Below are 24102 nucleotides of genomic sequence, written 5' to 3'. Positions count from 1 at the left end.
GGCATGACCAGCATTCCCGTGACCACGTGGTCGCTGGAGCAGACCGCTCCGAGCGACCTCCTCCCGGCCGCCGCGCCGGACGACGACGTCCGGATCGTGCGCTCGGCGGTGCCCTCACCCGAGTTCAGCCGTTTCCTGTACACGTCGGTGGGCGGGGACATCCGCTGGATCGACCGGCTCGGCTGGTCGTACGCGCGCTGGGAGGAGCATCTGGCGCGTCCGGGTGTCGAGACGTGGGTGGCCTACGAGCGGGGCACGCCGGCGGGATACGTGGAGCTGAGCCCGCAGGACGACGGGATCGTGGAGATCGAGTACTTCGGGCTGATCCCGGCCTTCCGGGGGCGGCGCATCGGCGGGCATCTGCTGTCGTACGGCACCGCCCGCGCCTGGGACCTGGCGGACCGCTGGCCGGGGCTGGCCGAGACGAAGCGGGTGTGGCTGCACACCTGCAGCCTGGACGGCGAGCACGCGATGGCGAACTACCAGCGGCGGGGCTTCAAGCTGTTCGACACCAAGGTGGAGGAGCAGCGCGAGGTGACCGCGCCGGGACCCTGGCCTGGGGCATACCCTGCCTGACCTGCGCGGACAAGACCCACGGCGCAGTGTGTGACCGACGACACCCTTGTCCCACATTCCGGGACAAGGGTGTCCGCATGATGGACGAAGCTGGACTGTGTCCAGATCCGCGTGACACGCTTCCGCCATGTCTGGAACTGGAATTGCCTTGGTGAGTCGGCGGCACGTCGACCTCGGCCGCATGTCCAGCGCCATCTGTCCGGCGAGCTGACAGCCACAGCACCGCCGCACTCCCCCGCTCTCGCCCCAGCGCCGCGCAACGATGCGCACGCAGCACCTCCGTGCGCCCGTACGCGCAGGTCAGAGCCTCCCTCCCGCCCCGACCGCCACCCGCATCGACGGCGCCGCGCGCCGGTCCCTGCCCGCTGCTGTCCCGAAGGACGTTTTCACCATGGCCGCCACCCCGCAGAACCCTGCCGCCTCCGCGCCCCGCCGCAAGGTGAGCCGTCACCGCGGTGAGGGTCAGTGGGCGATGGGTCACTTCACCCCGCTGAACGGTGCCGAGCAGTTCAAGAAGGACGACGACGGTCTCAATGTGCGGACACGCATTGAGACGATCTACTCCCAGCGCGGCTTCGACTCCATCGACCCCAACGACCTGCGCGGCCGTATGCGCTGGTGGGGCCTGTACACCCAGCGCCGCCCCGGGATCGACGGCGGCAAGACGGCGATCCTGGAGCCGGAGGAGCTGGACGACAGCTACTTCATGATGCGCGTCCGCGTCGACGGCGGGCGGCTCACCACCCGTCAGCTGCGGGTGATCGGCGAGATCTCGCAGGAGTTCGCGCGCGGCACCGCCGACATCACCGACCGGCAGAACATCCAGCTGCACTGGGTCCGCATCGAGGACGTGCCCACCATCTGGAACCGGCTGGAGGCCGTGGGTCTGTCCACCACCGAGGCGTGCGGCGACGTCCCGCGCGTCATCCTCGGCTCGCCCGTCGCCGGCATCGCCGAGGACGAGATCATCGACGGCACGCCCGCGATCGAGGAGGCCCACCGCCGGATCGTCGGCAACCCGGACTTCTCCAACCTGCCGCGCAAGTTCAAGTCCGCGATCTCCGGCTCGCCGCTGCTCGACGTGGCGCACGAGATCAATGACGTCGCGTTCGTCGGCGTGGACCACCCCGAGCACGGCCCCGGCTTCGACGTGTGGGTCGGCGGCGGTCTGTCGACCAACCCGAAGATCGGTGTCCGGCTGGGCGCCTGGGTGCCGCTGGACGAGGTCGCGGACGTCTTCGAGGGCGTCGTCTCGATCTTCCGTGACTACGGCTACCGGCGGCTGCGCACCCGCGCCCGGCTGAAGTTCCTGGTCGCCGACTGGGGCGCGGAGAAGTTCCGGCAGGTACTGGAGGACGAGTACCTGAAGCGCAAGCTCGTCGACGGCCCGGCCCCCGCGCAGCCTGTGGAGCGCTGGCGCGACCACGTCGGTGTGCACCGGCAGAAGGACGGGCGTTTCTACGTCGGTTTCGCACCGCGTGTCGGCCGCGTCGACGGCACCACCCTCACCAAGATCGCCGACCTGGCGGAGGCGCACGGCTCGGGCCGGGTGCGCACCACCGTCGAACAGAAGATGATCGTCCTCGATGTCGAGGAGGCGCGGGTCGCCTCGCTGGTCGAGGCCCTGGAGGCGCTGGACCTGACGGCCGAGCCGTCCCCGTTCCGGCGCGGCACGATGGCCTGCACCGGCATCGAGTACTGCAAGCTCGCCATCGTCGAGACCAAGGCGCGCGGCGCCTCGCTGATCGACGAACTGGAGCGCCGCATGCCCGAGTTCGACGAGCCGATCACCATCAACATCAACGGCTGCCCGAACGCCTGCGCCCGTATCCAGGTCGCGGACATCGGTCTCAAGGGCCAGCTGGTCCTCGACGAGCGGGGCGAGCAGGTCGAGGGCTTCCAGGTGCACCTGGGCGGCGCGCTCGGCCTGGAGGCCGGCTTCGGCCGCAAGGTGCGCGGTCTGAAGGTCACGGCCGAGGAACTGCCGGACTACATCGAGCGGGTGCTGAAGCGGTTCCAGGCCGAGCGCGAGGACGGCGAGCGGTTCGCCACCTGGGTGGCGCGCGCCTCCGAGGAGGCACTGTCGTGAGCGCGGCGAACGAGACGAGGGACGCGGTATGAGCGAGCGGGCTGCCCCCTTCCACTGCCCCTACTGCGGCGACGAGGACCTGCGTCCCAACGACCAGGGTCACGGCGCCTGGGAATGCGCGGCGTGCAACCGGGCCTTCCAGCTGAAGTTCCTCGGGCTGCTGGCCCGGGGTCTTCGGCGAGCCGACACCGGAGGGGACCAGATATGACGACGACTCAGCAGGCGTACGCCGATGAGGAGTTGAAGGCGCTCGCCGAGCAGGCGGGCCGCGAGCTGGAGGACGCCTCCGCCCTGGAGATCCTGCGGTGGGCGGTGGACACCTTCGGCAAGGACTTCTGCGTGACGTCCTCGATGGAGGACGCGGTGGTCGCGCATCTCGCCTCGCGCGTGCGCAAGGGCGTGGACGTGGTGTTCCTCGACACCGGTTACCACTTCCCCGAGACCATCGGCACCCGGGACGCGGTGGCCGCGGTGATGGACGTCAACGTCATCACCCTCACCCCGCGCCGGACGGTCGCCGAGCAGGACGCCGAGTACGGCCCGCGACTGCACGACCGGGACCCCGACCTGTGCTGCAAGCTGCGCAAGGTGCAGCCGCTGGAGGAGGGCCTGAAGGGCTACCGGGCCTGGGCGACGGGCCTGCGCCGCGACGAGTCCCCGACCCGGGCGAACACCCCGGTCGTCGGCTGGGACGACAAGCGCCGCAAGGTGAAGATCTCCCCGATCGCCCGCTGGACGCAGGACGACGTGGACGCCTACGTCGCCGAGCACGGCGTGCTGACCAACCCCCTGCTGATGGACGGCTACGCCTCGATCGGCTGCGCCCCCTGCACCCGGCGGGTCCTGGAGGGCGAGGACGCGCGGGCCGGCCGCTGGGCGGGACGCGCGAAGACCGAGTGCGGGCTGCACGGATGACGACGAACCACCAGGAGACTGACGTGAGAAGCGGAGCCACCGTCTGGCTCACGGGTCTGCCCAGCGCCGGCAAGACCACCATCGCCCACGAGCTGGCCGGCCGGCTGCGCACCGAGGGCCGGCTCGTCGAGGTGCTCGACGGCGACGAGATCCGCGAGTTCATCTCGGCGGGCCTCGGCTTCAGCCGCGAGGACCGGCACACCAATGTGCAGCGCATCGGTTTCCTCGCCGAACTGCTCGCCCGTAACGGCGTGACCACGCTCGTCCCGGTGATCGCGCCCTACGCCGACAGCCGCGAGGCGGTGCGCAAGCGCCACCAGCAGAGCGGAACCGCCTACCTGGAGGTGCATGTGGCGACGCCCGTCGAGGTGTGCTCCGTGCGCGACGTGAAGGGCCTGTACGCCAAGCAGGCCGCGGGCGAACTGACCGGGCTCACCGGCGTCGACGACCCGTACGAGGCGCCCGAGGCGCCCGATCTGCGCATCGAGTCGCAGCACCAGACCGTCCAGGAGTCCGCGGCCGCGGTTCACGCGCTGCTCACCGAAAGGGGACTGGCATGACGACCGTCGCCTCCGTCCACGAGGGCACCGGCACCCCGTACTCCCTGACGCACCTGGACGCGCTGGAGTCCGAGGCGGTGCACATCTTCCGCGAGGTCGCGGGCGAGTTCGAGAACCCGGTGATCCTGTTCTCCGGCGGCAAGGACTCCATCGTCATGCTGCACCTGGCGCTGAAGGCGTTCGCCCCCGCGGCCGTCCCCTTCGCGCTGCTGCACGTCGACACCGGGCACAACTTCCCCGAGGTCATCGACTACCGCGACCGCACGGTCGCCCGGCACGGGCTGCGCCTGCACGTCGCGTCCGTGCAGGACTACATCGACCGCGGGGTGCTCAAGGAGCGCCCGGACGGGACCCGCAACCCGCTCCAGACGCTGCCGCTCACCGAGAAGATCCAGAGCGAGCGGTTCGACGCGGTCTTCGGCGGCGGCCGGCGCGACGAGGAGAAGGCCCGGGCCAAGGAGCGCGTCTTCTCGCTGCGCGACGAGTTCTCGCAGTGGGACCCGCGTCGGCAGCGCCCCGAGCTGTGGAACCTGTACAACGGGCGGCACGCGCCGGGCGAGCACGTCCGGGTGTTCCCGCTCTCCAACTGGACCGAGCTGGACGTCTGGCAGTACATCGCCCGTGAGGGCATCGAACTGCCGGACATCTACTTCGCGCACGAGCGCGAGGTGTTCCGGCGCGGCGGGATGTGGCTGACCGCCGGCGAGTGGGGCGGGCCGAAGGACGACGAGACGGTCGAGAAGCGGCTGATCCGCTACCGCACCGTCGGCGACATGTCCTGCACGGGCGCGGTCGACTCCGACGCGACCACGCTGGACGCCGTGATCGCCGAGATCGCCGCCTCCCGGCTTACCGAGCGCGGTGCGACCCGCGCCGACGACAAGCTCTCCGAGGCCGCGATGGAAGACCGCAAGCGCGAGGGGTACTTCTAAGCATGAGCACGACCACGACCGAGGAACTCTCGGCCACCACGCTGCTGCGATTCGCCACCGCGGGCTCCGTCGACGACGGCAAGTCCACCCTGGTGGGCCGGCTGCTGCACGACTCCAAGTCGGTGCTCACCGACCAGCTGGAGGCCGTGGAGCGCGCCTCCGCGAGCCGGGGCCAGGAGGGTCCCGACCTCGCGCTGCTCACGGACGGCCTGCGCGCCGAACGCGAGCAGGGCATCACCATCGACGTGGCCTACCGCTACTTCGCCACCGCGCGCCGGCGGTTCATCCTCGCCGACACGCCGGGCCATGTGCAGTACACCCGGAACATGGTCACCGGCGCCTCGACCGCCGAGCTGACCGTGATCCTCGTCGACGCCCGCAACGGCGTCGTCGAGCAGACCCGCCGGCACGCGGCGATCGCGGCCCTGCTGCGCGTCCCGCACGTGGTGCTCGCCGTCAACAAGATGGACCTGGTCGACTACGCGGAGACCGTCTTCGCGTCGATCGCCGAGGAGTTCACCGCGTACGCCACCGAGCTGGGCGTCCCGGAGGTCACCGCGATCCCGATCTCGGCGCTCGCCGGTGACAACGTGGTGGAGCCGTCCGCGAACATGGACTGGTACGGCGGCCCGACCGTGCTGGAACACCTGGAAACGGTTCCCGTCAGCCATGATCTGGCGCACTGCCACGCGCGGCTGCCCGTGCAGTACGTGATCCGGCCGCAGACTGCCGAGCACCCCGACTACCGGGGCTACGCGGGCCAGATCGCGGCCGGCACCTTCCACGTCGGCGAGGCGGTCACCGTGCTGCCGTCCGGCCGGGCCACCCGGATCGCGGGCATCGACCTGCTGGGCACGCCGGTCGACACCGCCTGGACCACGCAGTCGGTCACCGTCCTGCTGGAGGACGACCTCGACGTCTCGCGCGGCGATCTGATCGTGCCCAGCAAGGACGCGCCGGCGACGACGCAGGACATCGAGGCGACCGTCTGCCATGTGGCCGACGAGCCGCTGACGGTGGGCCACCGGGTGCTGCTCAAGCACGGCACCCGCACGGTCAAGGCGATCGTCAAGGACATCCCCTCCCGGCTCACGCTGGACGACCTGTCCCTGCACCCGCACCCGGGACAGCTCGCCGCCAACGACATCGGCCGGGTGAAGATCCGCACCGCGGAACCGCTTCCCGTGGATGCCTACGCCGACTCGCGCCGCACCGGGTCCTTCATCCTGATCGACCCGGCCGACGGCACCACGCTCACCGCGGGCATGGTCGGCGAGTCGTTCGCCTCCCCGGAGCCGGTCAGGGACGAGGCCGGGGACGACGGGTGGGACTTCTGACATGAACTCCACCGACTACTACGCGACGTTCGCGAAGGAGGGCGGCCGCGTCGGCAGCGGCGACCTCGGCAGCGGACAGGGCGGGGTGGCCCGATGTGTGCGATGACGTACGCGCACCGCTCGCGCGCCCGCACCCCCCACCCCCGTAGACGAAGACCTGCCGACCTCCCGGCCACGACCTGAGGGATCGTGACCGCCGGGCCTCCGAGAGGACACGCCTCCCGTGCCTGCCACCACCGCTCTTCGCCGCACACTCGCGGTCGCCGCCGCGCTCCCCCTGCTCACGCTGGCCGCCTGCGGCTACGGCTCCTCCAAGGACGACGACAGCGGCACGAACCAGAAGGTCGCCGCCGGTGCCGAGAAGATCGACGGTCTCGACTCCGTCAAGATCGGTTACTTCGGCAATCTGACCCACGCCACCGCGCTCGTGGGCGTGAACAAGGGCTACTTCCAGAAGGCGCTCGGCGCCACGCAGGCGAAGTACCAGATCTTCAACGCCGGACCCTCCGAGATCGAGGCCCTGAACTCCGGTTCCATCGACATCGGCTGGATCGGCCCGTCCCCGGCGATCAACGGCTACACCAAGTCCGACGGCAAGAACCTGCGGATCATCGGCGGCTCGGCGTCCGGCGGGGTCAAGCTCGTCGTCGACCCGAAGAAGATCAAGTCCCTGGCGGACGTCAAGGGCAAGAAGATCGCCACCCCGCAGCTCGGCAACACACAGGACGTGGCGTTCCTCAACTGGATCGCGGAGCAGGGCTGGAAGGTCGACGCCGAGAGCGGCAAGGGCGACGTCTCGGTGGTCCGCACCGACAACAAGGTCACCCCGGACGCCTACAAGTCGGGCTCCATCGACGGCGCGTGGGTCCCGGAGCCGACGGCGTCGAAGCTGGTCGCCGAGGGCGCGAAGGTACTGCTGGACGAGGCGTCGCTGTGGCCCGACAAGAAGTTCGTGATCACGAACATCATCGTGTCGCAGAAGTTCCTCAAGGAGCACCCGAAGGCCGTCGAGGCGGTGCTGAAGGCGTCCGTCGAGACCAACAAGTGGATCAACGCGAACCCGGACGAGGCGAAGGCCGCGGCGAACGCCCAGCTGAAGACCGACTCGGGCAAGGAGCTGCCGGCCAAGGTCCTGGACCCGGCGTGGCAGTCGGTCCGGTTCATCGACGACCCGCTGGCGGCCACCCTCCACACCGAGGCGGAGCACGCGGTCAAGGCCGGTCTGCTGAAGCAGCCGAAGCTCGACGGCATCTATGACCTGACCCTGCTGAACAAGGTCCTCCAGGCCGAGGGCGAAGCGACCGTCGACGATGCCGGCCTCGGCGTCAAGTAAGCCCCGATTCCCCAGAGTTCCCAGGAGGTGACGACCATGGCCACCGCGATCGTGAAGGCCGAGGACGCCGAGTCGGTCGAGTACGCCGCCCGGATCGAGCACGTCTCGAAGTCCTTTGCCACTCCCGCCGGGCAGCAGCTCGTCCTCGACGACATCTCGCTGGATGTCGCGCCGGGCGAGTTCGTCACCCTCCTGGGGGCCTCGGGCTGCGGCAAGTCGACGCTGCTGAACCTGGTGGCGGGCCTGGACCGGCCCACCGCCGGCAGCATCGAGACCGACGGGCGTCCGGCGCTGATGTTCCAGGAGCACGCCCTGTTCCCGTGGCTGACCGCGGGCAAGAACATCGAACTCGCCCTGAAACTGGGCGGAGTGGCCAAGGCCGAGCGGCGCGGCCGCGCCGAGCGGCTGCTCGAACTGGTCCGGCTGAAGGGGTCGTACGGCAAGCGGGTGCACGAGCTGTCCGGCGGTATGCGCCAGCGCGTGGCGTTGGCCCGGGCGCTCGCTCAGGACAGCCGGCTGCTGCTGATGGACGAGCCGTTCGCGGCGCTCGACGCGATCACCCGCGACGTGCTGCACGACGAGCTGACCCGGATCTGGGAGGAGACGGGCGTCTCCGTCCTGTTCGTCACGCACAACGTGCGCGAGGCCGTGCGGCTCGCGCAGCGTGTGGTGCTGCTGTCCTCCCGGCCCGGCCGGGTGGCCCGCGAGTGGCGGGTCGGCATTCCGCAGCCGCGCCGTATCGAGGACGCGCCGGTCGCCGAACTGTCCCTGGAGATCACGGACGTACTGCGTGGGGAGATCCGCCGACATGGCCAGCACTGAGACCACCGGCAAGAGCGCGGACACCACCGCCCTGGGCGGGCTGGAGGCCGGCCTCGACGCCCTGGAGACGTCGGCGGCGAGCCGTGCGCCGTTCCGCCGGACCTTCGTGGACAAGATCCTGCCGCCGATCGTGGCGATCGCGGTGGTCCTCGTCCTGTGGCAGGCGCTGATCTCGCTGAAGATCGTGGACGATCCGAGCAAGCTGCCCTCGCCCGCGGACGTGGGCGGCGAGTTCAAGGACGCCTGGCTGGAGGGCAAGCTCCTGGACTTCGTGTGGACGAGTGTCTCGCGCGGTCTGCTGGGCTTCCTGTTCGCACTGGCGATCGGCACGCCGCTGGGGCTGCTGGTGGCGCGGGTGAAGTTCGTACGGGCGGCGATCGGGCCGATCCTGTCCGGGCTGCAGTCCCTGCCGTCGGTGGCGTGGGTGCCGCCGGCCGTGATCTGGCTGGGCCTGAACAACTCGATGATGTACGCGGTGATCCTGCTGGGCGCGGTGCCGTCCATCGCCAACGGTCTGGTCTCCGGCATCGACCAGGTGCCGCCGCTGTTCCTGCGGGCCGGCCGCACGATGGGGGCGACCGGTCTGAAGGGTGCCTGGCACATCGTCATGCCGGCGGCCCTGCCCGGGTACTTGGCGGGGCTGAAGCAGGGCTGGGCGTTCTCCTGGCGGTCGTTGATGGCTGCGGAGATCATCGCGACCTCGCCGGACCTCGGCATCGGGCTGGGCGCGCTGCTGGAGAACGGCCGCAACACCAGCTCCATGTCGATGGTGTTCGAGGCGATCATCCTGATCCTGTTCGTCGGCATCGCGATCGATCTGCTGATCTTCAGCCCGCTGGAGCGGTGGGTGCTGCGCAGTCGCGGCCTGCTGACGAGGAGCTGACCGTCCATGCGCAACGAGCCGGTTCTCCTCGTCATCGCCCACGGCAGCCGTGATCCGCGGCATGCCGCGACCGTGCACGCCCTGGTGGAGCGGGTGCGGTCGCTGCGGCCGGGCCTGCGGGTGGAAACCGGCTTCCTGGACTTCAACATCCCGTCTACGCAAGGGATGTTGGAGTCGCTGGCGGCGGAGGGCGTACGCGATGTGGTGGCGCTGCCGCTGCTGCTGACGCGGGCGTTCCACGCGAAGGCGGACATCCCGGCGGTGCTGCGGGACGCGCCGCCGCGGCTGCGGATCCGGCAGGCGGAGGTGCTCGGCCCGTCGCCGCTGCTGCTGTCCGCGCTCGAACGCCGCCTGTACGAGGCCGGGGTGAGCCCGGCCGACAAGTCCCGGACCGGGGTCGTGCTGGCCTCGGCCGGGTCCACCGACCCGGAGGCGATCGCGGTGATCGCAGCAATCGCGCGGGAGTGGCGGCACACCGGTTGGTGCGCCGTGCGGCCCGCGTTCGCCTCCGCGTCTCTGCCCCGGGTCGAGGACGCGGTGCGCGAGCTGCGCGCGCTGGGCTGCGCGCGGGTCGCCGTGGCGCCGTACGTCCTCGCCCCGGGCCGCCTGCCCGACCGCATCGCCGAGGGCGCGGCCCACGCGGACATCCTGTCCGAGGTCCTGGGCCCGGCCCCGGAGGTGGCCCGCCTCCTCCTGCACCGCTACGACGCGGCACACGTACGGGTGCCGGCGGCGCTGGGTGCCTAGGGCCTGACGCCGGCCGAGCCTTACGGCGACGATGCCTCTCCGGGGGCGTCCGTCCGGCACAGGGCGTCGCCCGTCGGGGTGCGGGTGTAGCGGACGACGCGGCCGGTGCGGGTGCGGGTGAGCAGGCCCGCGGCGTGCAGGACGGCGAGGTGCTGGCTGACCGCGCCCGGGGTGACGTCCAGGCGGTGGGCGAGTTCGGTCGTGGAGGCCGGTTCGGCGAGCAGGCGCAGCAGGCGGGCCCGGGGGCGGCCGAGGAGGCGGTCCAGGGGGTGGCCGGTGACCGGGGGCGGGGTCTCGGCGAGAGTGGCGCGACCGCGGGCGGGATAGATCAGCACCGGTGGGCGCGAGGTGTCGATGAGGGGCTGGGCGCCGCGGGCGAAGATCGTCGGCAGCAGCACCATGCCGCGTCCGGCGATGCCGACGACGGGTTCGGTCCAGGGCGCCTGCACCACGAAGTCGCTGGTGGACAGCCGCAGTCGGGAGCCGTTCCAGGTGAGCCGCGGGTCGAGGTCCTGAAGGACCGCGCTCGCGCCCCGTTCGGCGAGCACCTTGCCCCGATGGGCGAGATCGGCCTCCAGGATGCTCTGGACGCGCGGCCACCAGTCGGCGGCCAGGCAGTCGCGCCAGTACGCGTCGAGGGCGTCGGCGATCCGCGCGAGGAACGCCTCCGGCTCGGCCAGTCCCCGGACGACGACGGGCGGCAGCGCGTCCTCGGTGCGGTAGGTGGCGCGGAAGTCGGCGACGACCACGTCGGCCGGCGTGGCGCGGATCCGGTCGAGTTCGTCGGCGAAGGCAGGTCGGGCGCGCTCGGGACGCGGGGTGAGGAAGTCCGGGACCCACAGCCAGGGGCTGACCAGCGCGGTGAGCGCCTCGTGGTCGAGGGCGTCGAGGCGCGGGCGGATGCGGCGCAGCCAGGGCCGGTGGTGCGGATAGCGGGCCGGGTCGTACAGGGTGCGCAGCGAGAACACCGCCTCCTGCAACGGGGAGTACGCGAAGGAGGTGGTGGCGAGGTCTCCGATGGCGAAACGGAACTCGATCATTGAGCCCCACGCTAAATCATTGCCCCGCGCGACGGGCGCCCGGGTTGGCTGAGGGTCATGACCACGACACCGGCCGAACAGGTCTCCGATCAGGATCGTCCTCCGACGTCGGGGCTCGCGGGGCTGCTGCCCACCGAGCCCGCCCTGCGCCGCGCGACGGCGCTGACCCTCGTCAACTCCCTGGGAAACGGCCTCTACTTCCCGCTCGGGATTCTGTACTTCACGCGGATCGTCGGCCTGGAGGCCACGTCGGTGGGCGTCGGGATGACCGTCGCGGGCCTGGTCGGCGTGGTCGCCGGGGTGCCGGCCGGGCGGGCCGCGGACCGGTGGGGCTCCCGGCGCGTGGGCGCGCTGCTGTGGGGCGGGAGCGGGCTGGCCACGGCGGCGTACGCGCTGGTGCACTCGTACGCCGGCTTCCTGATCGCGGTGGTGTGCGCGACGGGGCTCATGCAGGCCGCGCGCGGGGTTCAGGGCGCGGTGTACGCGGACGTGCTGCCGCTGGCGACGCGGGTGGAGGCGCGCGCGTATCTGCGGATGGTGACCAACGTCGGCATGGCGGCGGGCGGCGCGGTGGGCGCGGTGGCGCTCCAACTCGACACCCGGGGCGCCTATGTGACGGTGATTCTGATCGACGCGGTGTCCTTCCTCGCCCCGGCCCTGCTGCTGCCCCGGCTTCCGCTGGCGCCGCACGCGGTCGACCGGCCCGCGCTCGCGGCGGACGCGCCGGCGGCGGACCGCTGGCGGGCGGTGCGGGATCTGCCCTACTTGGCGGTGACCGTGCTCAACGCGGTGCTGGTGGTGCAGTACACGCTGTCCGAGGTGGGGCTGCCGCTGTGGATCGTGGAGCGGACGGACGCGCCGCGCTGGACGGCGGCGCTGCTGATGATCGTGAACTGTGTGCTGGTGGCGCTGTTGCAGGTGCGGGTGGCCCGCCGGGCGTCCCATGTGCCGTCCGCCGTACGGGCGATGGGCTGGTCGGGGCTGCTGCTGGCCGGGGCCTGCGCGGTGTACGCGGTGTCGGCGGGACTGTCCCCGCTGTGGGCGGTGCTCGCGCTGACGGCCGGGGCCGTGGTCCAGGTGGGCGCGGAGGTGCTGTCGGCGGCCGGCGGGTGGACCCTCGGTTACGAGTTGGCGGACTCCCGGGCCCACGGCGTGTACCAGGGCGTGTTCGGGGCGGGCATGGCGGCCGGGATGACCGCGGGGCCGGCCCTGGTCACGGTGACGGCCGTGCAGCACGGCACGATCGGATGGGCGGCGCTGGGCGCGCTGTTCGCGGCGGCGGGCCTCGCGGTGGCCCCGGCGGTACGCCGGGCGGGGCGGGACGGGTGGCGGGGCGAGGGGCTGACCTGACGGGACGAGGACAGCGCCGCGCGGCCCCCTCGCGCCCTCGCCCCCTCCTCCCCTACGCGAAGGACAGTCCGCCGGTCCGGGTCCGCTTCAGTTCGAAGACGTCCGGGTGGACGGCCAACACGCGGAAGGCGTCGAAGAGTTCGGCGGCCCCCTCGCCGCGCGGGATCGCCCGCAGCACCGGCCCGAACCACACCGTTCCGTCGACATGGATGGTCGGCGTGCCCACGTACCCGCCCGACTCCGGCTCGACGCCCGCCGCGTGAGCGCTGCGCACCGCCTCGTCGTACGACGGGTCGTGCGCGGCGGAGGCGAGTTCCGCGGGGAGTCCGAGCTCGGCCAGGGCCTCGGTGACGACGGCGTCGAAGTCCTTCTGGCCGCCCTCGTGGATGCGCGTTCCGAAGGCGGTGTAGAGATCGCGCAGCACCTTGTCGCCGTGTTCCCGCGCCGCGGCCGCCGCGACCCGGGCCGGGCCCAGCGACTTGTCGACCAAGGTGCGGTACCAGTCGGGGAGTTCGTTCCCCACGTTGTGCAGGTAGAGGCTCATCGCGTGGAAACGGAGGTCGAGCGGGCGGTGCCGTTCGACCTCCAGCAGCCAGCGGGAGGTGATCCAGGCGAAGGGGCAGGCGGCGTCGAACCAGAAGTCGACCCGGGTGGGCGCGGTGCTGTCGTTCATGTGATCGACCCTAGCCAGCGATTGGGTCCTTATCACGGCCCATTTGAGATCGGCTTTCTTGGTCCAATCGGGGATCCAAGGGGGTTCCGTCAGCCGAGCTTCGGGTCCCGGCCGCTCTCACCCAGGGCCCGGGCGAACACTGGCGCGTCCTCGGGGACCGGCACCGGGGCGGCGAAGCCGTCGTACTGGCGGTAGAGGTCCGCGTTCCGCCGCACCACGTCGTGGACGAAGCGGGCCGCGCCCTCGGAGATGCGCAGGTCCTGGCCGGTGCAGACGGCGACGTCCCAGCCGTGCACCGCCATCTCCTTGATGATCATTCCGGCGATGTCGGCGGCGGGCAGGGCCGCCCCGCCCAGGTCGACGTCGCCCTCCCAGATCGCCGGGTCCGCCCAGGCGGCGACCGCCCGGTCGAGCTGGGCGGCGTACGCCTCGGCCCACCCGGGGTCGGCGGTGAAGTCGCGGGCGGTCAGCTCCTCGGGGAGCGGGATGCGGCGGGCGCGGTGCTCCAGGCCGTGGGAGGTGTAGAGCACCCAGTGGTTGACCAGGGCCCTCATGTCCCAGTCGGTGCAGTGGGTCGGCTCGTCCAGGCGCTCCGCCGGGACGCCGCGCGCGATACGGGCGGCCTCGGCGGCGCACTCGGCCATGTACTGGTGTGCCGTGCTGTGCGGGTGTGCCGTGTCGTCGTTCATGAGGATCACGCTAGGGACGACCGACCCGCCCGGTCTTGAAAAAACGCGACAGACCACCGCGCGACGACCGGCCCACCCCGCCCCACACTCCCGTCGGCCTCCTCAGCTGTCCGGCCGCTGCTCCGTCGCTCCGGGCGTGAAGGGTGTCGCCTGGTGGAAGTACATCCGCCACCCGTCCTCCGTGCGCCGCCACAGCGAGCTGCGGTGGGCGTGCCGGCCCTCGCGGCCGGTGTCGAAGGTGAGGTGCACGAGGTCGGGGGCGAGTTCGGTGCCGGTCATCCGGGTGACGGTGACGGGGCTGTCGTCGGGGTCGGTGTCGGCGGCGAGGGCGGCGATGATCGAGGGCCGGTCCCACACCCGCCCGGAGGCCCCGAACTCGTGGAAGCCGGGGTGCAGCAACGCCGCGACCCGCTCGGGCGAGCAGCGCACGGCCGGGTCGAGCAGCCGCAGTTCGCCCTCGATCGCGGCCGCGACACTCGCCGGCAGGGGCTCGGCCATCGGTGAACTCCCCTCCGCCGCCCCTCGCTTCCCCTCACCCACTCGTCAACTCCACCAGCTTCACCACAGTGTTCCAGTTCCGGCTGGTGGCGATCAGACCCTTGGTGAAGCGGGGCTTCGCGAGCTGTTCGGCGAGTTTGGAGCGGCCGAGGCCGTCGGGGGCGTAGAGGTACAGGGCGCGGTCGCCGAGGCGGAACTCCTCGGGGGCGTGGGCGGCCGGGTCGATCTCCGCGAAGCGGGCCGCGTCGACGGGTCCGGAGAAGTAGGTGACGTGCAGTTGCTTGGGCTGGAGGTCGGCGGCCGGGAAGGGGCAGGCGTCGGCGACCGCCTTGAGGTAGGCGTGGTCGCGCACGATCACGCCGACGGCGAAGCCGAACCGCTCCTCGATGGCCTCGGTGATGCGCGCGGCGTGGGATTCCTCGTCGCCGTGGTCGGCGGTGAAGACGGCCTGGCCGCTCTGGAGGTGGGTGCGCACACCGTCGTAGCCGAGACCGTCGAGCAGGGTGCGCAGATCGGCCATCGGGACCTTCCTGCTGCCGCCCACGTTGATGCCGCGCAGCAGCGCCGCGTACGTCGTCGCCATGGCCCCACTCTAAGCGGCCGTCGTGCCCCGTGGGGGTGGGCACGAGGGCCGCTCAGGGTGGGGGTGCGGGTCACTCTGACGCATCCGCCGGGTGTGGATCAAGCCCTCCACGCTGCTGCGATTTCCTCAACAAGGTTTCTTAACAGCGTGTACACATGCCGCGCACCCTGATCGTCTTCCCCGAGGGTCCCGGATAGATGTAGGGGGCCACTGTCCTCCCCAGCGGTGACAGCGCCCAGTCCGAGCGGAGGAGTCGGGCGCCCGGCACTTCACCGGCCAGCACGACGAGATGGCTTTATCCGGCCCATACCTTCATTACGGAAGGTGGCGGCAGGGGGCTGTCACCGTGCACGAGGGGGCATGCCCGTCATGAGGAAGCAGGAAGCGCGGGTGCGGGGCCTCGCCGCCCGGGCCGGCGGCTGGAGCGCGCGCCATCGATGGGCGGCCGTCGGTATCTGGGTGCTGTTCGTCGTCCTGGCGATGGGACTCGGCTCGGCCGCCGGCCGGGTCGATGTCAGCGAGAGCGATCAGCTCAAGGGCGAGACACACACCGCCGCCAAGATCATCGAGGACGCGGGGATCGAGGAACCGGCCAGCGAGACGGTCCTGGTCCAGGCCAAGGGCTCGGGGCTCAAGGCCACGGACACCGAGTTCCGGCAGGCCGTCCAGTCGGTCGTCAAGGCCGTCGAGTCGACCGGTCGGGTCACGGATGTGACCTCGCCGTACGACACGCGGACCATCTCCGCGGACGGCCGCAGCGCCCTGGTGCAGTTCGACATGCGCGGTGACTCCGACACCGCCGGGGACCGGGTCCAGCCGGTCCTCGACGCGGTCGCCGGGGTGCAGAAGGAGCACGCCGACACGCTGCGGATCGAGGAGATCGGCGGCGCCAGCATGATGAAGACGTTCGACGACGCGTTCGGCGACGACTTCCAGAAGGCCGAGTACTCCGCGGTGCCGGTGGCCCTCGGCATTCTGCTCATCGCCTTCGGCGCGCTGGTGGCGGCACTGCTCCCCGTGCTGCTGGCGATCTCCGCGATCATGGCGACGATGGGCCTGATGGGCGTCGTCAGCCATGTGATGCCGATGAGCGACACCGCCAACTCCGTGATGCTGCTGGTCGGTCTGGCCGTCGGCGTCGACTACTGCCTGTTCTATCTGCGCCGTGAGCGCGAGGAGCGGGCGGCCGGGAGGGACGCGCAGACGGCCCTGCAGATCGCCGCCGCCACCAGTGGCCGGGCGGTCGTCGTCTCCGGCATCACCGTGTGTGTGGCGATGGCGGGCATGCTGTTCACCGGGCTCGTCACGTTCCAGGGGATGGGTCTGGCCTCGCTGATGGTCGTGGCGGTCGCCATGGTCGGCTCGGTGACCGTGCTTCCGGCGCTGCTGTCGCTGCTGGGCGAGCGCGTCGAGAAGGGGCGGATCCCGTTCCTGCGCAAGGCCATGGAGCGCCGGGCCGCCCGTACCGGCGGGGAGAGCCGGTTCTGGACGGCCGTGCTGCGGGGTGTGCTCGCCAAGCCGCTGGTGTCGGTGCTCGTCGCGGGCGGCGCGCTGCTGGCGATCGCGGCTCCCGCGGTCGGCATGAAGACGCAGAACCTCACGCTGGACCAGGAGTTCGGCGACTCGCTGGCGATCGTGCAGACGTACAACCGGGTCAACGGCGCCTTCCCGGGCGGCTCGGAGCCGGCCGAGGTGGTCGTCAAGGCGAAGGACATCAACGCCCCCGAGGTGAAGGACGCCCTCGCCGCCTTCAAGGACCGGGCGATCAGTTCGGGCGCCTCGCGCGGCCCGGTCGAGATCAAGCTGCACGACGCGCAGAACATCGCCTACGTGTACGTTCCGCTGGTCGGCGGCTCCGACCTCGACAAGGCGGGCGCGAGCCTGGAGAAGCTGCGCGACGAGGTGCGTCCGGCGACGCTGGGCAAGGTGACCGGGGTCCAGGCCCCGATCACCGGGCAGGTGGCCGGTTCGCACGACTTCAACGACCAGCTCGGCGGCGCCGTGATCCCGGTGTTCGCGTTCGTGGTGGTCTTCGCCTTCTTCCTGATGCTGCTGTCGTTCCGCTCGCTGACGGTCGCGATCACCTCGATCCTGCTGAACCTGCTGTCGGTGGGCGCGGCCTACGGCATCCTGGTCGCCGTCTTCCAGCACGGCTGGGGCGCGTCCCTGGTGGGCGCGGAGGGCGTCGGCGCGATCGTCACCTGGCTGCCGCTGTTCCTCTTCGTGATCCTGTTCGGCCTGTCGATGGACTACCACGTCTTCGTGGTCTCCCGGATCCGCGAGGCGCGGCTGCGCGGCCGGTCGACGAAGGACGCGATCCAGCACGGTGTGGTCACCACGGCCGGTGTGGTCACCAGCGCCGCGGTCATCATGGTCGCCGTGTTCGCGATCTTCGGCACGCTGTCCATGCAGTCGATGAAGCAGATGGGTGTCGGCCTCGCGGCCGCGGTGCTGATCGACGCGACGATCATCCGGGGCGTGCTGCTCCCGGCGGTGATGGCACTGCTCGGCGAGCGCAACTGGTACCTGCCGAAGTGGCTGCACCGGCTGCCCGACCTCACCCACGACGAGTCCCCGGAGGCGGTCGGCCCGACGGCGCGGGACGACGAGGGTGAGCCCGCCAGGGTGTGAACCCACCTCCGAGCAGGGCCCGTTGGTATCCCGATGACCAACGGGCCCTGCTCGTCGTCCTGTTGCTTCGTTTCAGTGGCCCACCCGGAGCACCCGATACGTCACATGGGTGACCCCGCTCGCCGCCCGTGACTCCACCTGCTCCAGATCCAGTGCCGGGACGCCGTCGAACAGCCGGGTACCGGCGCCGAGTGTGAACGGCACGATGTGCAGCCGCACCTCGTCGACCAGGCCCGCGGCGAGGTACTGGTTGATGGTGGTCGCGCCGCCGTGGACGGAGACGTCGCGGTCGCCGGCCGCCTCCCGCGCACGGCTCAGCGCGGACTCGATGCCGTCGGTGACGAAGTGGAACGTGGTGCCACCGGCCATCGGCTGCGGCTCGCGCGGATGGTGGGTGAGCACGAAGACCGGTACGTGGAAGGGGGGATTCTCGCCCCACCAGCCGTTCCACTCCCGGTCCCACGCGCCGCGCACCGGGCCGAACATGTTGCGGCCCACGATGAACGCCCCGGCCGCCGTCATCCGGTCGATCTCGGCCCGGTTCTCCTCGGGCGTGTCGAACATCCAGGCGTGCAGCCGGCCGCCCCAGCCGTCAGCGCCGTCGTCGCCGAACGGGCGCTCCTCGGTCTGGTCGAGCCCGGCCGCGTACCCGTCGACCGAGATCGAGAGGTCGCAGGTCACCCTGCCCGTACGTGGGGTCATCGCACTGTCCTCCTCATGACGCCCGCCGCCTGCGCGAGGGGCTGCTCGGCTTCCGCCGACGACCGGGTAGACCGGAGCGGGGCCACGAACTCATCGTGCGGCCCCGCCGTCCCCCGCGCACGCCTCCCCACCTGGGTGAATGCGACACTGGCCGTCGAACGGCACGGGGGCGGACGACACGGAGGCGGGCGATGGACGAGGCACGGGCGCGCGAGGTACTGGCCGCGGCGGGGGTGCTGCCGGGGCCGGCCGGGGGCGCGCGGCTGCTCGCCCTCGGCGAGAACGCGGTGTTCGCCGCCGGTGACCTGGTCGTCAAGGTGGGCCGGGACGCCGAACTCCTCGACCGCGCGCGCCGCGAGCTGGACATCGCCCGGTGGCTCGCGGAGACGGGCGTGCCGGCGGTCCGCGCGGCCGTGGCCGAGCCGCTGCTGGTGGCGGGGCATCCGGTGACGGTGTGGCACCGGCTGCCCGATCCCGTACGGCCCGCCGGGCCACGGGATCTGGCGGAACTGCTGCGGCTGGTGCACGCCCTGCCCGCCCCGTCCTTCGCCCTGCCGCCGCGTGATCTGCTCTCCGGGGTGGAGCGCTGGCTGCGGCTGGCCGGGGAGGCGATCGATCCGGCGGACGCGGCCTATCTGCGCGAGCGGCGGGACGGATTCGCGGCGGCCGCGGCCGCGCTCACCCCGCGACTGCCGGCCGGCCCGATCCACGGTGACGCGCTGCCGCGCAATGTGCACGTCGGCCCCGACGGTCCGGTGCTGGTCGACCTGGAGACCTTCTCCGCCGATCTGCGGGAGCACGACCTGGTGGTGATGGCCCTCTCCCTGGACCGCTACGGCCTGCCGGCCGACTCCTACGACGCCTTCACCGAGACCTACGGCTGGGACGTACGCGAGTGGGAGGGCTGCGCGGTGCTGCGCGGGGCCCGGGAGACGGCGAGCTGCGCATGGGTGGCCCAGCACGCCCCGAGCAACCCGAAGGCCCGCGAGGAGTTCGACCGCAGGGTGGCATCACTGCGCGACGGCGATCCGACGGTCAGGTGGTACCCCTTCTAGGCGCGCCTTGCAAGAGACGGCAACGACACCCACCCCAAAGGGGCGCGGGAACTGCGCGACCAGCCACAAACCGACCCGCACCCGACGTCACACCGTCACGCGTCACGCCGTCACAACCTCCCGCACCGGCCACGTCCCATCCACCACAGCGGCAGCGTCCTTGCGGCGCAGGAAGTCCTGGAAGTCCGCCGCCCACTCGGCATACCACTCGATCTGCCGCCGGTGCAGCTCCGCGGGACCGAGCGCCGCCACCTTGGCATGGCGGTCGGCTATCGCGCAGGCCAGCCGCGCCGCCGCGAGGGCGTCGGCGGAGGCGTCGTGGGCGGAGTCGAGGGCGACGCCGTACTCCGCGCAGACGGCTTCGAGGTTGCGCTTGCCGCGGCGGTAGCGGTCGGCCCAGCGGTCGATGGTGTACGGGTCGACGACGGGCGCCGGATCGAGGCCGCCGAGCCGCTCGCGCAGGGAGGGCAGGCCGTGCCGGTGCAGTTCGGCGGAGAGCAGGGTGAGGTCGAAGGCCGCGTTGTAGGCGACCACCGGTACGCCCGTCTTCCAGTAGCCCACGAGGACCTCGGCGACGGCGTCGGCGACCTCGTCGGCCGGGCGGCCCTCGGCGGCCGCGCGCTCATTGCTGATGCCGTGGACCGCGACCGCGTCCGCCGGGATCTCCACGCCCGGATCGGCGAGCCACTCCCGGTGTCCGAGCGTCCGCCCGTCCCTGACCTCGATCACGGCCGCGGTGACGATGCGCGCCTCGCGCGGATCGGTGCCGGTCGTCTCCAGGTCGAAGCCGATCAGCAGCTCCCGGTGCCAGGCCATGGTGGCCCCCCTTCTTGGTGGTGCGTCCCCCAGTGGTCTCCACCTTCCCACGCACCACTGACAACCAGAGGATCGCCTTCCGCTTACGCCGCCCGACACCACCGGGCCCGGCCCCTCAGCGTCCGAACACCGACCGAACACCAGCCCTCGAAAAGGACAGTTCAGGACACTGGCCGCGAATCCGCCCAACCCAGCTCGAACTCCTCGCGATACGCCGCGAAAAGTCCCCCTTCGTCCATCTCACCCGACTTGACCACCCGGTTGCCGCCGCGCAGCACCAGCACCGGCGCCTCCATCCCGCGCATGCGCCGCAGATACGACTGCACCACCCCGATGCCGTCGGTGCCGTCGCCGTCGACCAGATAGGCCGTGAAGCGGGGCGTGTCGTCGTAGACCTGGATCTGGAAGGCGCCGGGATCGCGCAGCCGGGAGCGGACCCGGCGCATGTGCAGGATGTTCATCTCCACGGCGCGGCTCAGCTCACCCCGCTTGATGCCGAGTTCCCGCTCGCGCCGCTTGACGGCGCTGGAGGCGGGGTTGAGGAACAGCAGCCGCACCCGGCAGCCGGCCTCGGCGAGGCGGACCAGCCGACGCCCGGAGAAGTTCTGCACGAGCAGGTTGAGGCCGATGCCGATGGCGTCGATGCGGCGGGCGCCGTCGAAGATGTCCTCGGCGGGGAACTGACGCAGCAGCCGCACCCGGTCGGGGTGGACGGCGACCACGTCCGCGTACCGGTCACCGACGAGGTCCTCGACGGCGTCCACGGGCAGCCGGCGCGCGGACGGCACGTCGCCGCCGGTGCCGAGCATCTCCAGCAGGCGCGCGGAGGCCCGCTCGGCCTGGTTCAGCACGGCCTCGGACAGCGCCCGGTTGCGGGAGACGACATTGCGGGTCACCTCCAGCTCGTCCAGGGCCAGTTCGACGTCCCGGCGGTCGTCGAAGTACGGCTCGAAGCACGGCCAGTGCTGCACCATCAGCTCCCGCAGCTGAGGCAGCGTCAGGAAGGAGATGACGTTGTCGTCGGCCGGGTCGAGCAGATAGCCCTTGCGCCGGCTGACCTCGCGGACGGCGACGGCGCGCTGCACCCACTCCTGTCCGGCGGGACCGGCCGCGGCGACCACCCAGTCGTCGCCGTGCACGGGCTCGTAGATGGGCCGCAGCACGGCGGCCACGACGGCGCGCAGCCGCTGTTCGACGAGGTTCAGCCAGATGTAGGCCCGGCCGGCCCGCTGTGCGCGCGTGCGCACCTCGCGCCAGGCCTCGGCGTCCCAGTCCAGCTCCGGTCCGATGGCACCCGGTTCCATCGGCCGGGCCAGGGACACCGTGCCGGGCGGGACGTCTGCGGAGCCTCCCTCGTGACCCTCGTCACCAGGGGGCAGCTCCAGCCCTCCCGAGCCCACCCAAGCACCGCCTTCCGCTCCCCCGAGCTCTCCGTCCCAACGATCAAGGAAGGGTACTCCGGGAGCGGTCGGCGGTGCAGCCGGATGGACAGGGTCGAGGCCAACTACCTCGGTTCCACTTGGCCGTTCTGGTCCGCGAGGGCCGGCGGAGTGAGCGGATTCATAGCGGTGACGTCCCGCGGGGCGATGGAGAAGCCCTGCCAGTGGACCGGCATGGGCTGCTGGTCCTCGTCACGCGCGATGTGGTGGAAGCCGACGTTGACCCAGGCCACGGGGTGGGTCAGGGTCTGTCCGTCGACCCAGGTGTCGACGGTCTTGCCGTGCCCGGCACCGCAGTTGAGGGGGTTGTTGCTGGCGTACTGCTCGCACTTGTTGTACTCGGTGAAGTAGACGTCGTGCTTCGTGAAGGAGCGGCCCGAGTACTTGCTGGTGGCGCCGGGGACGAGCTCGTAGGAGCGCGGGTGGTCGTCCTTGTTCGTGCCGGCCGTGCTGACCACGCGCCACCAGCGCATGTTCTGCGCGTCACCGGCGAGTTCCTTGGTGACGGCGGTGCGGGTGGTCTTCGCCGTCGGGCCCTGCTGTCCGGGCCGGCGCGGGGTGACCACCGAGTCGTACTGCTCGATCTTCGTCTTCGAGGAGCCGTCGAGGCCGAAGTCGAGCCGCCAGAACACGTTGTGGCTGTGGCTGGTGGCCCGGGACTTGGGGCCCTTGCCGATGGGCCAGCCCCGGCCGTCCCCGGCGTCGTAGTCGAAGGGCGAGAGGCTGCCGGTGGCGCCGACGTTCATGTTCAGGGTGCCGTCGTCGGAGAAGCGCCACTCGGTCATGTACTCGTACCAGCCGACCTTGTTGACGGTGTAGACGAGCAGGTCCTTGCCCTGGGCCTGGTAGACCTTGTTCGGCTCGTCGGCCTGCATGCGGTAGGCGTGGCCGCGCGAACGGGTGGTGGTGCACAGGCCCTTGACGTCGGGGTGCTCGGGGTCGAAGGAGTCCGGGACCTTGACCGTCTTGATGGTGCCGCCGGGACACTCGGCGGGGTCCAGGTTCACCAGCCCGGAGCCGAAGTTGTAGTCGGTGACGTCGTTGTACTCGTTGGTGCCGTCGTCGTACGGCACATGGATCTGGGCGATCTTGGCGCTGTTGAGGACCTTGATCGGCGCCGCCTCGCCGGGCGGCTGGTAGCTGACGTCCTCCAGGACGAGACCGGACTTGGCCTCGTAGCGCCAGCACATCCGCCAGGTGGTGCCGGTGGAGAGCGTCTGCTCGATCCGGTAGGCCGCGCTGCAGCCGGGGGCCGGCGCGGCGGCCGCCTCGGGCCGGGCGACGGCGGGGCCGGCGGCGGTCGTGACGCCGGCCGCCAGCGCGGCCACGGACAGGCCCACGGCGGCCGTACGGCGGGCGCGGCCGGTGCTCAGCGCGCGGGTGCCGCTGATCGAACGCTGTACGCGCATGAAGACATGGCTCCTTGACAGGGAGTTCGGGTGGGAGGGCCGGGTCAGCCGGCGAGCCGTACGACCTTGCGGGCGCTGAGGTCGATCACCAGGGACCGCGCGTCGATCCACGCGCCGTTGCGCACCTTCGGCAGCAGGCGCACACAGCGGTGGGCGCCGCAGGTGTCGAGGGCGGCGGGCTGGGCGCCGGGGGCGGACCGGTAGATCATGCTGGCGAGCAGCAGCTGGTCCGGCGAGGTGAGCGCGGCGCCGGTGGCGTCCTTGTAGTCGGCCTTGAGGTCCTTGCCGAGCGGGTCGGCGATCAGCAGCCGGGCCGCCTCGGTCTGCTCCTCGGGGCTCAGCGGCGGCTGTACGCCCCGCTGGACGGCGGTCGCCGCGACCTTGCCGGTGCCCAGGTCGACCGTCCTGGTGATGAGCGTGTCGTTCGTGTAGTCGTAGAACGTGACGTCCGCGCGGCGCGGCGCGGCGGGGTCGTCGACCTCGTCGGCGGCCGGCTCGGCCAGTTCCACGCCGAGGCGCTGCGGTCCGCGGTCGCCGTCGACGTCCTTGGACGAGGTCAGCATCTGCCGGCTGAGCGCGATCCGCGTCACCCGTTCGGTCTCGTCGTCGGTCAGCGGATCGCGGCCGGTGCCCTTCGCGCCCTCCTCGGGCGCCTGCTCGACCACGCCGGGCCGGACCCCGGCGGCCCCGTCGCGCTGTGCGGCCGCGGCCGTGCCCCCCTGGCCCGCGTTGTCGTCGGCCCCCGCCGTGCCCGGCAGGGTGATCCCGACCATCACGGCCGTACCGGCCACCGCGATGGCCGCACCCGCCACCACCTTGCCCAGGTGGCGGCGCACTGTCGTGCGCACAATGTCCCCCTACTCCCCCAAGTTCCCCGGGAGTATGTGTCTGCCCCACTGGTTCGGCATACGCCGTACGCCGGCCTATGCACTGGTCGATGGGTAAGAGGGACGTGAGGCGTAGGTGGTTCCCTTACTTTCGGCAGGACTCGTCGGCAAGGCGCCCACGGCGGCGCTGGACACC

General features: G+C 71.5%; 25 protein-coding genes. 15 read left to right on the top strand and 10 right to left on the bottom strand.

Annotated features, from left to right (window positions below):
- Positions 1-3 precede the first annotated feature (3 nt).
- From ACZ5NW_RS01435 to ACZ5NW_RS01380, 12 genes are all read left to right on the top strand, one after another.
- Entirely contained in the window at positions 4-576 is a 573-nt protein-coding gene (locus ACZ5NW_RS01435; protein WP_468741643.1) for a GNAT family N-acetyltransferase, read from the top strand.
- A gap of 127 nt (positions 577-703) precedes the next feature.
- A complete protein-coding gene (locus tag ACZ5NW_RS01430; protein WP_309486338.1) occupies positions 704-787 on the top strand; it encodes a putative leader peptide in 84 nt (27 codons plus the stop codon).
- A 180-nt stretch (positions 788-967) separates the two neighbouring features.
- Positions 968-2665 (top strand): nitrite/sulfite reductase, encoded by a 1698-nt coding sequence (locus ACZ5NW_RS01425; RefSeq protein WP_468741642.1) that lies wholly within the window; start codon positions 968-970, stop codon positions 2663-2665.
- A 28-nt stretch (positions 2666-2693) separates the two neighbouring features.
- Positions 2694-2873: a hypothetical protein gene (locus tag ACZ5NW_RS01420; protein WP_468741641.1), complete on the top strand. Its 180-nt coding sequence runs from the start codon at positions 2694-2696 to the stop codon at positions 2871-2873.
- Positions 2870-3580 carry a phosphoadenylyl-sulfate reductase gene (locus ACZ5NW_RS01415; RefSeq protein ID WP_468741640.1) on the top strand — a complete coding sequence of 237 codons (711 nt, stop codon included), beginning with the start codon at positions 2870-2872 and terminating at the stop codon, positions 3578-3580. Before ACZ5NW_RS01420 ends, ACZ5NW_RS01415 begins: the two co-directional genes overlap by 4 nt.
- 23 nt (positions 3581-3603) lie before the next feature.
- Positions 3604-4140, top strand: a complete 537-nt coding sequence (gene cysC / locus ACZ5NW_RS01410) for an adenylyl-sulfate kinase (RefSeq protein WP_468741639.1) — start codon at positions 3604-3606, stop codon at positions 4138-4140.
- Positions 4137-5072 carry a sulfate adenylyltransferase subunit CysD gene (cysD, locus tag ACZ5NW_RS01405; RefSeq protein ID WP_468741638.1) on the top strand — a complete coding sequence of 312 codons (936 nt, stop codon included), beginning with the start codon at positions 4137-4139 and terminating at the stop codon, positions 5070-5072. The genes cysC and cysD overlap by 4 nt, the downstream gene beginning before the upstream one ends.
- 2 nt (positions 5073-5074) lie before the next feature.
- Entirely contained in the window at positions 5075-6409 is a 1335-nt protein-coding gene (locus ACZ5NW_RS01400; RefSeq protein ID WP_468741637.1) for a sulfate adenylyltransferase subunit 1, read from the top strand.
- 223 nt (positions 6410-6632) lie between these two features.
- A complete protein-coding gene (locus ACZ5NW_RS01395; protein WP_468741636.1) occupies positions 6633-7742 on the top strand; it encodes an aliphatic sulfonate ABC transporter substrate-binding protein in 1110 nt (369 codons plus the stop codon).
- A 36-nt stretch (positions 7743-7778) separates the two neighbouring features.
- Positions 7779-8564, top strand: coding sequence for an ABC transporter ATP-binding protein (locus ACZ5NW_RS01390; RefSeq protein ID WP_468741635.1), 786 nt, complete (start codon positions 7779-7781; stop codon positions 8562-8564).
- Positions 8551-9447 carry an ABC transporter permease gene (locus ACZ5NW_RS01385; protein ID WP_468741634.1) on the top strand — a complete coding sequence of 299 codons (897 nt, stop codon included), beginning with the start codon at positions 8551-8553 and terminating at the stop codon, positions 9445-9447. The genes ACZ5NW_RS01390 and ACZ5NW_RS01385 overlap by 14 nt, the downstream gene beginning before the upstream one ends.
- 6 nt (positions 9448-9453) lie before the next feature.
- The gene (locus ACZ5NW_RS01380) at positions 9454-10194 is read left to right on the top strand and encodes a sirohydrochlorin chelatase (protein ID WP_468741633.1); all 741 of its coding nucleotides are present in this window, start codon (positions 9454-9456) and stop codon (positions 10192-10194) included.
- Between the two features lie 20 nt (positions 10195-10214).
- Here the strand turns inward: ACZ5NW_RS01380 and ACZ5NW_RS01375 are convergent, their stop codons facing one another.
- The gene (locus ACZ5NW_RS01375; RefSeq protein WP_468741632.1) at positions 10215-11234 is read right to left on the bottom strand and encodes an ArsR/SmtB family transcription factor; all 1020 of its coding nucleotides are present in this window, start codon (positions 11232-11234) and stop codon (positions 10215-10217) included.
- 57 nt (positions 11235-11291) lie between these two features.
- Here ACZ5NW_RS01375 and ACZ5NW_RS01370 point away from each other — a divergent pair, with 57 nt between their 5' ends.
- A complete protein-coding gene (locus tag ACZ5NW_RS01370; protein ID WP_468741631.1) occupies positions 11292-12584 on the top strand; it encodes an MFS transporter in 1293 nt (430 codons plus the stop codon).
- A gap of 52 nt (positions 12585-12636) precedes the next feature.
- Here the strand turns inward: ACZ5NW_RS01370 and ACZ5NW_RS01365 are convergent, their stop codons facing one another.
- The 4 genes from ACZ5NW_RS01365 to ACZ5NW_RS01350 all read right to left on the bottom strand — a co-directional run bounded on the left by ACZ5NW_RS01365 (position 12637) and on the right by ACZ5NW_RS01350 (position 15027).
- Positions 12637-13257 (bottom strand): mycothiol-dependent nitroreductase Rv2466c family protein, encoded by a 621-nt coding sequence (locus ACZ5NW_RS01365; RefSeq protein ID WP_468741630.1) that lies wholly within the window; start codon positions 13255-13257, stop codon positions 12637-12639.
- Between the two features lie 89 nt (positions 13258-13346).
- On the bottom strand, positions 13347-13946 hold the full coding sequence (locus tag ACZ5NW_RS01360) for a TIGR03086 family metal-binding protein (RefSeq protein ID WP_468741629.1): 600 nt from the start codon (positions 13944-13946) through the stop codon (positions 13347-13349).
- Positions 13947-14048: 102 nt separating this feature from the next.
- On the bottom strand, positions 14049-14444 hold the full coding sequence (locus ACZ5NW_RS01355; protein ID WP_468741628.1) for a nuclear transport factor 2 family protein: 396 nt from the start codon (positions 14442-14444) through the stop codon (positions 14049-14051).
- Between the two features lie 34 nt (positions 14445-14478).
- A complete protein-coding gene (locus ACZ5NW_RS01350) occupies positions 14479-15027 on the bottom strand; it encodes a DUF1697 domain-containing protein (RefSeq protein WP_468741627.1) in 549 nt (182 codons plus the stop codon).
- Positions 15028-15396: 369 nt separating this feature from the next.
- On the opposite strand from ACZ5NW_RS01350, the gene ACZ5NW_RS01345 reads away from it, so the two are divergent.
- A complete protein-coding gene (locus ACZ5NW_RS01345; protein WP_468741626.1) occupies positions 15397-17658 on the top strand; it encodes an MMPL family transporter in 2262 nt (753 codons plus the stop codon).
- 72 nt (positions 17659-17730) lie between these two features.
- On the opposite strand, the gene ACZ5NW_RS01340 is transcribed toward ACZ5NW_RS01345, so the two are convergent.
- Positions 17731-18360 carry a dihydrofolate reductase family protein gene (locus ACZ5NW_RS01340; RefSeq protein WP_468741625.1) on the bottom strand — a complete coding sequence of 210 codons (630 nt, stop codon included), beginning with the start codon at positions 18358-18360 and terminating at the stop codon, positions 17731-17733.
- Between the two features lie 191 nt (positions 18361-18551).
- Between ACZ5NW_RS01340 and ACZ5NW_RS01335 the strand changes: the two genes are divergently transcribed.
- Positions 18552-19415, top strand: coding sequence for a phosphotransferase enzyme family protein (locus ACZ5NW_RS01335; protein WP_468741624.1), 864 nt, complete (start codon positions 18552-18554; stop codon positions 19413-19415).
- 102 nt (positions 19416-19517) lie between these two features.
- Here ACZ5NW_RS01335 and ACZ5NW_RS01330 read toward each other — a convergent pair whose 3' ends face one another.
- The 4 genes from ACZ5NW_RS01330 to ACZ5NW_RS01315 all read right to left on the bottom strand — a co-directional run bounded on the left by ACZ5NW_RS01330 (position 19518) and on the right by ACZ5NW_RS01315 (position 23927).
- On the bottom strand, positions 19518-20231 hold the full coding sequence (locus ACZ5NW_RS01330; RefSeq protein WP_468741623.1) for an exonuclease domain-containing protein: 714 nt from the start codon (positions 20229-20231) through the stop codon (positions 19518-19520).
- Between the two features lie 161 nt (positions 20232-20392).
- Positions 20393-21631, bottom strand: a complete 1239-nt coding sequence (locus tag ACZ5NW_RS01325) for an SAV2148 family HEPN domain-containing protein (RefSeq protein ID WP_468741622.1) — start codon at positions 21629-21631, stop codon at positions 20393-20395.
- A gap of 104 nt (positions 21632-21735) precedes the next feature.
- Complete coding sequence (locus ACZ5NW_RS01320; RefSeq protein ID WP_468741621.1) at positions 21736-23079, bottom strand: copper amine oxidase; 1344 nt, start codon at positions 23077-23079, stop codon at positions 21736-21738.
- A gap of 44 nt (positions 23080-23123) precedes the next feature.
- A complete protein-coding gene (locus tag ACZ5NW_RS01315) occupies positions 23124-23927 on the bottom strand; it encodes a Tat pathway signal sequence domain protein (protein WP_468741620.1) in 804 nt (267 codons plus the stop codon).
- Positions 23928-24102: the final 175 nt, after the last annotated feature.

It is taken from the genome of Streptomyces sp. NPDC032126, from assembly GCF_055580085.1.
This window is presented reverse-complemented; position numbering and strand designations above follow the sequence as displayed.